The organism is Flavobacterium sp. GT3P67, assembly GCF_004349155.1.
Classification (GTDB): Bacteria; Bacteroidota; Bacteroidia; order Flavobacteriales; family Flavobacteriaceae; genus Flavobacterium; species Flavobacterium ranwuense.
The window spans coordinates 24,827-34,900 of sequence record NZ_SMLF01000015.1 but is presented as its reverse complement, the minus strand read 5'-3'; the positions used below and the strand labels follow the sequence as shown (position 1 = coordinate 34,900).

The following is a 10,074-nucleotide window of genomic DNA, read 5'->3' as shown; positions in this document are numbered from 1 at the left end:
GGGATAAATTAGATTAAGACGTTTTTGAATAAGATCATTCCCTAAACCATCGCTTTCTTGTTTTAGTAGTCGAGTTGGATCGAATTTGTTTTCACACAAGAATATAATATTCTCTTTATTAATATATATTTCAATACTTATAGTATTGTCTATTTTCTTATTTGTACTATGCTTAAAGGCATTTTCAATAAATGGAATAAAGACCATAGGGGCTACTGTTCTATTATCCGTAGCGCCATTTATCTGAAAACTTACATAGTTTGAATTTGCAGTTCTTATTTTTTGCAATTCTATATACTTCTCAATGTACTCAATTTCTTTTTTAAGTAAAATCGTATCTGATTTAGTTTCGTATAACATAAAACGCAAAATATCGGATAGTTTGTTTAAATAGTTGGAAGCTTCACCGGCATCCTTTAAAATCAATACATCTATGTTATTTAGTGTATTGAATAGAAAATGAGGATCAAGCTGGGCCTTAACCAATGCCATTTCTGTTTCATGATTTTTTTGTTTCAATTCTTCTTTTAATTTTATTTCTTTAACCCAAGTAATAAAACCTTTAAGTATTAAGGCCGCCAAACCGGAAATTGAGGCAATAAAGCTCATAACCATTATTGTATTTATAGCAGTAGACCTTTGGTTTATGCCGTCTTTATCCATGTCAATAAGACGACCTGATTCTATAAAATACCGCATTATAATGTACGATAGTATCGAAATACCTATAGAAATCAAAATACCGAAAATAGCGGAAAGCAAAAATTTATTTTGTTGCAGGTATTTTGGAAATACTATAAAACAACAAGAATAAAATGTGATGAACGAAGGAAAAAATGCAAATAGGAGAAGTGAATTGAAAGCATTTACAATTCGTGCTGTCTGATCGACTGCATGACTACTACTTCTGTAGAAAACAGTTAGTATGATTAATATTAAAAGGAAATAGCACATCCAAAAACCAATATGTAACAAAATAACGATTGATTTTTTCATAAATTTAAATTTAGTAATTTAGGAGAGCTAAATACGACGATTTTAAAGTCTATGGAAAATCTATTATTCAAATAGGGTATATTTGTCTGCAAGATTAGGAAATTAGACACAGAATCAAATCTGGAGGATAGGAAAAAAAGAAATTGACAAAGGCTTTTGTGAATTTTGCAAACATGACTTTATAAAGAAGACAGCTTTGATTTAAGTTGACATATTTATTAGTTATAGTTTTTTTGCTGCTACATATAAAATTAAGAAAGCCGAAAAAAGTGTTTCGGCTTTTGATTGTATTTAGTACTTAAATTGTTATTGTTTTATAAATAGAAGAAATAAAATTAAAGTTATTATTTTATCAATTGGTAATTTATAAAAAATTAAATATTTTTTCCCACTTTCTTCATGATTCCCTTTGGAATAGCGTTTTTATTGACCATAACTGAAATCGTCTTTAAAAGTAAATATTCTTTGGACATATAAAGATAGCCTCCGCAATCCTTGGCATCGCCTGAATTTTTAATAATGTAAAATTTTTTACCTGTGCCACTCTCTGCAATACCAATAATATGCATATTATGGATGTCTTCGGTTGTACGATTATCAAATGCGGTCTGCCTAATCTGTTGTGTAATTGTTTTATTATCACCCAAAACGGCAAAACCATCATTAAATCCTTCATAGATGTCCCCATCCCAGCAAACGGAATAATTATGCATTAGGGCATCATCAACTACGGTACTGAAATCATCTAATGGAAGATTTAAATATTGATTATTATTCCAGTTGGCCTCAATCTCTAAATTAAACTTTGAATAAAAAGGATGGTGGTTGAATGATGTAATTTCCACATAATCATCTGGATTGATTCCAATCATTTCTTTTGCAAAAGATGCAGCGGTAAAGTGCTTTCCATCGTAAACAAAAGTGTCTGGAACTTTTCCTAAAGTTTGTGTCAGGATTTCATCCATGTCCCTTCTGTAGATCTCAGGAGTCAGGTCACCGTGCGAATTTTTATAAAATTTAGCCTTCTCCAATAATGCATTGTTCATGTCTGAATGATCATGCTTGGTATCAGAATCTAATTTTCCGGAATAAACACTTTCAGGAATGGCTCCGAATTCTTTGTATGCTTTCATTACGCTGAAGGTTAAATCTCCTTCGCCAAAAAAACTACTTCCATTTCTTCTTATATAGTTCTCCGCTTTATTGATATAAGTTGGTCTGACAAAAAACATCGGAGTTAGTACTACTGGTTTTTTTCCTAGTCTTATAGCTTCTGTTTCAATAAAGGAAGTGGTGGCAAAACTCCAGCAATCACCAGTGGCCTGCTGATCTTTAAAAGGGGTGCTTTCAATTAATTTAATTATTTTAAAACCCGCCACTTGGGGATTTGTATTTGTTTTAAGTTTAAATACATAGTTAGTTCGACTCAATTTTAAGGGTGTATTGCCACCCCACATTCCATCAACGATAGAATCTCCAGGCATCATTACTCCTTTAAAAATTAATGGAGCCGTATCAGGCCATCCCAATGATTTTCTTGCATCTGCAAATACACTATCCTTAACCCTCCAAACTTTATCTAGTGAGATATCTTTTAACCTTTTATCAGGAAAATCCATGTAGCCTTTGATTAATTCTTTTTTCAATTCAATTCTAAAAAGTACTAATTCTGACAATGACAGGTCTTTGGTATTGGTTTTCCCCATCCAGGAACCTTCCAAAGGATCGGATTTTATATTTTGCGCACTACTCAGAAATCCAATAAATAATAGGATAACCGATACAGAAGTCTTTGTTTTCATGATAAAGTTGTTTATAATTATTTTGACAAACTAACTCATTAAATTTTGAAGAAAAAAAACAATTATTTGTACACGCAAAAAAACAATAGGACTGACCCTATTTAATGGACGAATGCAATACAAATAGCCATAGCTGGAATACAAATAATTATAGGTTTTCTGCCCCAATTTTTTAATTTTTACTAACTATCTTTACAACTAAAACGATTACAAATGCTAAAAAAAATCAGATTAAAAGTTACAATTGAGCCTGTAATACATTTTATTATTTGGGGGTCTTTCTTCCTGTTTGTTTGGTTTGAAGTTAGAACGCTTGGCTCTTTTCGAAAACAGGATGACAGTATTTACCCTCCCATGATCTGGAGCACCATTTTAAGTATTATAATGTTTTATTTTAATGCTTTATACCTCATTCCACGTTTTTTTTCAAAACAGCAATATCGACTGTATATCACGCTGCTAATTGTTTTATATATTGGTATTATTTTGATTAATAGTATTTTGGACCATTTTTATACAATATCTCTTTTTTCGAGTGAAAAAGAACCTTTTTTTTCAGAAATTCTTCTTAACTTTCAGACTAAAACCCTTATTTTGTCTTTGTCGATAGCATATGGACTAACTAAAAACTGGCTAATCAGCAAGAAATTGCAGCAACAATTGGCAAGCGATAAATTGAGTGCTGAATTAAAATATCTGAAAGCCCAGATCAATCCCCATTTTCTTTTCAATACATTAAATATGGCATTTGCCAGCGCCATTAAAAGCAACGATGAAGGAACTGCCGACATCATTGAAAAATTATCCGGACTGATGCGATACGTTTTGTATGAAAGCAATGAAGATAAAGTGATACTTGAAAAGGAGATTAATTATATCGACAATTATATTAACCTTCAATTGCAGCGTTTATCACCTGAAATTGCCAGTCAGGTAAAATATGAAGTGAAAGGAAGTTTTCAAAATTTAAAAATAGCACCGATGATCCTGATTCCATTCATTGAAAATGTATTTAAACATGGTATAATGCTGAGCAAGAAAGCCGAAATGTCTATATTTATTTTTTTATATTCTGATACATTGATACTCGAAACGAAAAATTTAAAGAACAATAGTCCTGTTGGAACCAATAAGGAACATTCGGGGATTGGAATGAAAAATGTTAAAGAACGTCTGCTTTTACTCTATCCAAACCAACATCAATTAGAGATTAAGAATGAAGAACATTTATTTCAAGTGCGATTAGAAATACAGCTAAAACCAATCCAACTATGAAATGTATAGCTATTGATGACGAGCCATTGGCTCTTGAATTGATCTCAGGATATATTCAGAAAACACCCTTTTTAGAATTTGTTGCCGGGTTTACAAATCCATTTAATGCAATGAATTTTCTATTGAAGAACCCCATAGATTTAGTGTTTATAGATATTAATATGCCTGAATTATCGGGTATCGAATTATTGAAGGCGTTGCCTGTGCTGCCAAAAATCATATTCACCACAGCCTATTCGGAATACGGAGCAGAAAGTTATGAATTTAATGCCGTGGATTATCTGTTGAAACCTGTAAAATATGATCGATTTCTTAAGGGAGTGAACAAGGCTTATGACCTTTCTTCTCTAAAAAAAGAAGAGATATCCGTGTCTGTTAATAGCGAGCCGCATAGCCAATTTGTACTTATTAAAAGTGGTTCAAAAACATTCAAAATAGCAACTGATGATATTTTTTACATAGAAGCTGCAGGAAATTATATGCTTTTCTATACTCTAAAGGGTAAAATTATGACGCTACTGCCAATGAGTGAAATACTAAAGATGTTACCTTCTAATACGTTTGTAAGGATTCATAAATCTTATATCATTTCATTGAAACATATTGAGGTTATTGAAAAGTCTATTGTGGTTATAAATAAAACTCGTGTACCCATTGGGATTACCTATAAGGAACACTTTTCGAATATTATTAAAAATGATTGACTATAAATTTAGCGGTAATTATGCTTTTGTAGTTAAGTAGTAAAACATGTTTTTGTATTATAAAATACATTTATAGATATCAGGATTGTAAAATTTCATATACAAATCCGGTTTTCTTAGTTTTGCAAATCCATATTTTTCATACAACCAATCAGCAGTGGAAGTCAATAAAATCCACCGTCTTAAACCTTTCAAATTTGGGTGATTGATTACCTGGCCCATCAGTTTTTTTGAAAAGCCCTTTCCTCGATACTGATCCAAAACATAAATATCTCCTAAATAAGCAATTGTGGAGAAGTCTGAGATCACTCTCGCAAATCCAATTTGCTTTTCTTTAGGAAAAGTCCAAAATTTAGGGAATTGTCAATAGCTACTTTTAATTTTTCTGGTGGGAATTATCACTTCAACCAGAATAATTAGATAAAAAGTCGTGAATGGCAAGGATGTCCATTTTTGTTTTGTCTGTAGTTATTAGAAAGTCTTCAAAATTAATTTCTATTGTTTTCATTTTGGACATACTTTGTCTTTTGTTCTTCGGATAATGGATTAGCGCGGATTTTGGACAACAAAAAAGATTCTTATTTTTAAAATTAATTAACCAAAATCAAATCATCATAACAATCCCCCGAAAGCTGTTACCCTAAATCCAGCCAACCCACTGTTCTTTTTTGCTTTAATTTATTCATTCAAGTTGTTCATACAATAGTAATAGTAGATTAGATTTTTTTACGCAATTTTAAATTAACGTTCTGAATATTAAAACAATCAAGCCATAAATATCAATACTACTGCTTAACACCATTTTACTAGTCCGGCTAAACCAAAAGAATTTTATGGTCTTTCTTATCTTTATTTATTTTGAATATTTAATCCCAAATTATCAGGCTTACCATTTAAAAAGTTCTCATATTAAGAAAGAATTTGTCCCGCATGAACTAATTCGTGCTAGGCATTCTTTGCAAATAGTCATCAAGTTTTCGTTTTTTTTTACGGACTACCTCAATTGAATTTTATTTTAAATATTCGTTAACTTTTTGCAATTTGTATTCTGGGGAAGAATCGAAAAATGAATTTAATAAAGTCATATGCCCTGCACCAAAAATAACTAATATTCTATCTGTTGGTTTTGCATTTATTTTTTGAATATTTCTAAAAATCCTCAAATTTCTATTAAACCACCAACCAGTCACAAAATCGGGTCCGAAAAATTCATTATCTTTCGTTTCATATTTAAAAACACCAATCAAATAGGTACCAAAATCCATTTTGATATTATTGCTGTTGTTTTTTTTTATAAGCTCCGCCCTTATCCCTTTTGTTTTAAAAATTGGTTTTGGAAAGTATTGTTTTATAGTATCGGTGCATTTATTAAAATAATTCATAAATTTTTTATTTTCAAGGCTGTCTTTGCCTTCCAAAACTGGATTAAGCATTTCATAATTACTTCCCCAATCGTTAACGCAATACAAAGTTTTCAGTTTCATCATTCTGGCAATTCTGAAGCCAATCTGTTCTACCTCATCACGTCCTAACTTATAATGGCCTTCTAAATATTTATTATAAAGTGAGTCATATTTTGCCTGCTTAATTGGGTCTCTCTCAATAACGATAATTGTCGGCTTAAACTTTGCAATTAGCTCATTGATTTCTTCTATTTCTTTTGGATATTTTGGTTCAAGTACATCAATTTGGTCATCAGTACTTGTCTTTATCAAGTCTAAATTTCGAAAAGCAAAATGAAATGACCCCAATGTCAAAACCTCGATCTTTTTTTGGGGTTGTGCAAATGTAGCTGTGATGAGTAATGTTAGAAGTACTGTTACATTAAATTTCATAATGTTTTAAATTTAAGATATTAGAGAAGAGATCATTATTAAAGTGTACAAAAAAAATACCGGTAAAATTGTATATGAAATTGCGTAATAACTCCCTGAGCTAAATGAGGTGTTTTATATTTTTACTTATTTTTAATTAATGAAATGTGGTTTAGATGGCCCCGCCCTATTTAAATTATTTATATATAAAGTTAATCGAAAAACAACAGCTATTTTTAAAATGGTTACGATAAAAAATCGTTAGCAAATAGGTGTGAGTTTGCTTTTATATATTGTTTTTTTTTAAATCTAAAATGATAATTTATGGTACAAAATTCGAAGGATAAATTCAAAGGTGCAAATGTACTATGCCAAGTAAGTCAAGATGTCTGCAAACTACTATTTTAAGTCTGCAAGACATCTTAACATTGATTTTATTAAAAAGCACTATTTCTATTTTATATATACTTAAAATTTGAATGTTGATTTAAACGATACATAGGTAACGTCTTTACCATTTCCTGTCGCTTTTGGATAGCTTCCTCCGTCAAAATAAGAAGCGTCAAAAGAGAAAGATAGATTTTTTGTTTGTTGATAATTAGTTTCTAGAACATAAAATTGCCCCAACGTTTTTTTGTCTGAGCTGAAAAATGCATTTGGTTTAGGTCTATTTTGTATCATGCCAGGTGAATAGGTTCCATCTTGATTGCTATTTCTAGCCATAAAGAATACTTGAGCCAGCATGTTGAGCTTTTGAGTCGGATTTATTTTAATGTAAGGATACAAACTGATAATGTTACTAGCTCCAATAGGAACTGCTAGTCCATATGCAGGTTTGGCATATAGTAGATTATAGGTGTTTAATTTGTTATCTCCCTTGTTTTTATCTCCTGAAGATAAAGTAGCAGCAAAACCAACAATTCCCTTTTTAGATGGAAAAACCGTTGCATTTACATCGACTAATACGCTATAAGCATCAATTCTTAAATCATTGAATTTGCCTGTTTGATAGCCGCCTTCAAATTCAAAGTTTATTGTTTTTAAGTTTGAAAATAAACGCAAACCCATGGTTTGACGGTCTTCAAAACCGGACTGATAATTGTACTTTCTTGCTTTAGATTGAAAATCGACCAAATAATAATCTAATCCTATTTTGTGATTAGTAAAATAGTTTGTACCGTATATACCATATAGGCCATCATGCATACTTGAGTCATCAAAGACGTTTTGTTTGGAAATTATTTTAGAGACAGCGAAGAAATCAATTGTTCCATTTTTGAATTTATGTTTAACTACAAGTCCATCAAAAGCCTGTCTGGTGTTAGGTCCTTCTCTTACAGTAATTAGTCTATGGTTGCCATAGTACATTTCTTGATATCCCAATCTGAAATTCCAATTGGTTAGTTTGAGTTCAGCAAACGCTTGATGTAGGCCTAATTGATTTTCATCAATCTCGGGAACAATCGGATTGTCATTCAAGAGACGAAGTGTACTGTTTAGTTGAATAAAAAACCGAAAATGATTTCCCAATTCAATATTAGAATGCACCATCAATCGTTGCCATAGTTGATTGGGTGACCTATCTTGATAGGTTGGTGGTACATCTCCAAAGTTTGTATTATTATAAATTTGAAACTGTTCGCGTAATTCACCACCAAAAGAAATAAATTTATTTTCTCCTAATGGGATATATTTTAATTTTTCAAATCCCTTTTTTAACGTGTCGTTCTTTAGAAGCGTAAAATTGTCATCATATCGCACAAGACTGATTTTATTTTGTGCTTTGATGGAAGAGAATGCCAAAGTAATGACTGTTAAAAAAAAACAAATTTGTTGGTTACTTGTTTTCATAATTGTTTTAAAAATTGGAAATATTACCAACCATAAATTGATTATATTTTGACTGTATGACAGTTAACTGCCGGACGAAAAATGATTGAAACTCGTTAAAAAATACCGCAGGCCATTAGCATTGCAAACAATGACCCACGGTAAGATCGCTTTCGCGATAAGAATTAGGATTTGATTATATGTCCAGTACCTGCACCAAAAACGCTTTTTCTAAACATAAATTCCAATTGTTTCATTGTAGTTGGAATTTCACCAGGGAAATAAGGGAAGTATTGTGGAGAATTTTCAATTACAGTAGGACTTACTGCATTAATACGAATACCATTTTGCAATTCGATTGCTGCTGCACGAACAAATCCCTCCACTGCACCGTTGGCAGCTGACGCATTGGCAAAATTAATTTGTGGTTCCTCTGTTAAAGCTCCAGTGATTAATGTAAAAGAACCTTTTGGGTTGATGTATTTTTGACCAATAAGCACCAAGTTAATTTGTCCCATCATTTTTCCTTCGACTCCTTGTCTAAACTCCTTGTCCGTTAATTTACTCCAAGGTCCAACATAAGTTGGTCCAGCTGTTGATATGAGCGCATCAAATGAACCTACCGCTTCAAAGAATTTTTCTATTTCTTTCGGTGAAGTAATATCCACTTGAAAGTCTCCTCCTTGGCTAGCCACTCTTACAAGATCATGTTCTTTTTCAAGTGTACTTGCTAAATGCGTTCCCATGGTGCCAGTTGCACCTACGATGATAATTTTCATTTGTTAAATTTTAATTGATTATTTATTTGACAAAGGTATTTCAAGAGTTAACCTGCAGGATAGGACAAAAATGAAGTTGAATAGGACATATTTTAATAGTTTTTTTGTCCTCTTAATGCATATAAATTTCCAATTATATTGAGGAACATTTCGCTTTTTAGGAATTTAAGTAAATAAAAAAGCTCCGAAATCATTAAGTTTCGGGGCTATTTTTGCCAAATTTTAATTTAAATTATATTTTTTCCTTCCAACAAACCGAATAACTGAACCTTTTCCGATATGAAATTTGCCCTCTTTTAAATTTATTTCTTTTTCCTCTAACAATAATATATCGTAATTTTCAAAATCGAATTTAATTTCGGCAGTAGAAAATAACATATCAAGATCTCGTGGACCTCCAACTTTTGGATCAATTTCATTAAAGTGTAAATGTTTTTTACCAAAAGCTTCAAAAATAATGATGCCACCAGGTTTGATAAATTGATCTAATTTCTTGTGGAGTGTTGCTTTTTTTTCGGCAGCAAAATGGGCATAAATTAAACCCATACCGTCAAAAGATTCTTTTTCAAATTGTAATTCATCTAGGTCACCAACGATATAGTTGATACTTACATGATTTTCTTTTGCTAATTCTAAGGTCTTTAATTTTCCCTCTTCACTTAAGTCAAAAGAGGTTACTTCCCATCCTAATTTTGCTGCATAAACGCCATTGCGACCTTCACCATCAGCAGGCATCAATATAGAAGCTGGCTTTAATTTTTGGATCCATTTTTCAAAAAAGACATTTGGTTCTTTACCATATACAAATTCGTTTTCTTTGTATCGCTCTTCCCACATTTTTTTATATTCACTATCCCAAGATTTGTTCATGATT

Annotated in this window: 9 protein-coding genes; 2 read left to right on the top strand and 7 right to left on the bottom strand. The window is 31.5% G+C overall.

From position 1 onward, the window contains the following. Nucleotides 1–996: sensor histidine kinase (locus E0H99_RS16495; protein ID WP_131998196.1), on the bottom strand; the 996-nt coding region annotated here is incomplete at its 3' end. 374 nt (nucleotides 997–1,370) lie between these two features. Then, nucleotides 1,371–2,798: a C1 family peptidase gene (locus E0H99_RS16490; protein ID WP_131998193.1), complete on the bottom strand. Its 1,428-nt coding sequence runs from the start codon at nucleotides 2,796–2,798 to the stop codon at nucleotides 1,371–1,373. 213 nt (nucleotides 2,799–3,011) lie between these two features. Between E0H99_RS16490 and E0H99_RS16485 the strand changes: the two genes are divergently transcribed. Next, nucleotides 3,012–4,073: a sensor histidine kinase gene (locus E0H99_RS16485; protein WP_131998190.1), complete on the top strand. Its 1,062-nt coding sequence runs from the start codon at nucleotides 3,012–3,014 to the stop codon at nucleotides 4,071–4,073. Next, nucleotides 4,070–4,777 carry a LytR/AlgR family response regulator transcription factor gene (locus tag E0H99_RS16480; RefSeq protein ID WP_131998187.1) on the top strand — a complete coding sequence of 236 codons (708 nt, stop codon included), beginning with the start codon at nucleotides 4,070–4,072 and terminating at the stop codon, nucleotides 4,775–4,777. The genes E0H99_RS16485 and E0H99_RS16480 overlap by 4 nt, the downstream gene beginning before the upstream one ends. Before the next feature lie 57 nt (nucleotides 4,778–4,834). Here the strand turns inward: E0H99_RS16480 and E0H99_RS17505 are convergent, their stop codons facing one another. The 5 genes from E0H99_RS17505 to E0H99_RS16455 all read right to left on the bottom strand — a co-directional run bounded on the left by E0H99_RS17505 (nucleotide 4,835) and on the right by E0H99_RS16455 (nucleotide 10,070). Beyond that, nucleotides 4,835–5,086 carry a GNAT family N-acetyltransferase gene (locus E0H99_RS17505; RefSeq protein ID WP_240723503.1) on the bottom strand — a complete coding sequence of 84 codons (252 nt, stop codon included), beginning with the start codon at nucleotides 5,084–5,086 and terminating at the stop codon, nucleotides 4,835–4,837. 701 nt (nucleotides 5,087–5,787) lie between these two features. Continuing rightward, nucleotides 5,788–6,612: a DUF5694 domain-containing protein gene (locus tag E0H99_RS16470; RefSeq protein ID WP_131998184.1), complete on the bottom strand. Its 825-nt coding sequence runs from the start codon at nucleotides 6,610–6,612 to the stop codon at nucleotides 5,788–5,790. A gap of 447 nt (nucleotides 6,613–7,059) precedes the next feature. Next, nucleotides 7,060–8,442 carry an alginate export family protein gene (locus tag E0H99_RS16465; RefSeq protein WP_131998181.1) on the bottom strand — a complete coding sequence of 461 codons (1,383 nt, stop codon included), beginning with the start codon at nucleotides 8,440–8,442 and terminating at the stop codon, nucleotides 7,060–7,062. A 164-nt stretch (nucleotides 8,443–8,606) separates the two neighbouring features. Then, a complete protein-coding gene (locus E0H99_RS16460; RefSeq protein ID WP_131998178.1) occupies nucleotides 8,607–9,200 on the bottom strand; it encodes a short chain dehydrogenase in 594 nt (197 codons plus the stop codon). Between the two features lie 222 nt (nucleotides 9,201–9,422). Continuing rightward, nucleotides 9,423–10,070 (bottom strand): class I SAM-dependent methyltransferase, encoded by a 648-nt coding sequence (locus E0H99_RS16455; RefSeq protein WP_131998175.1) that lies wholly within the window; start codon nucleotides 10,068–10,070, stop codon nucleotides 9,423–9,425. Between the last annotated feature and the right edge of the window lie 4 nt (nucleotides 10,071–10,074).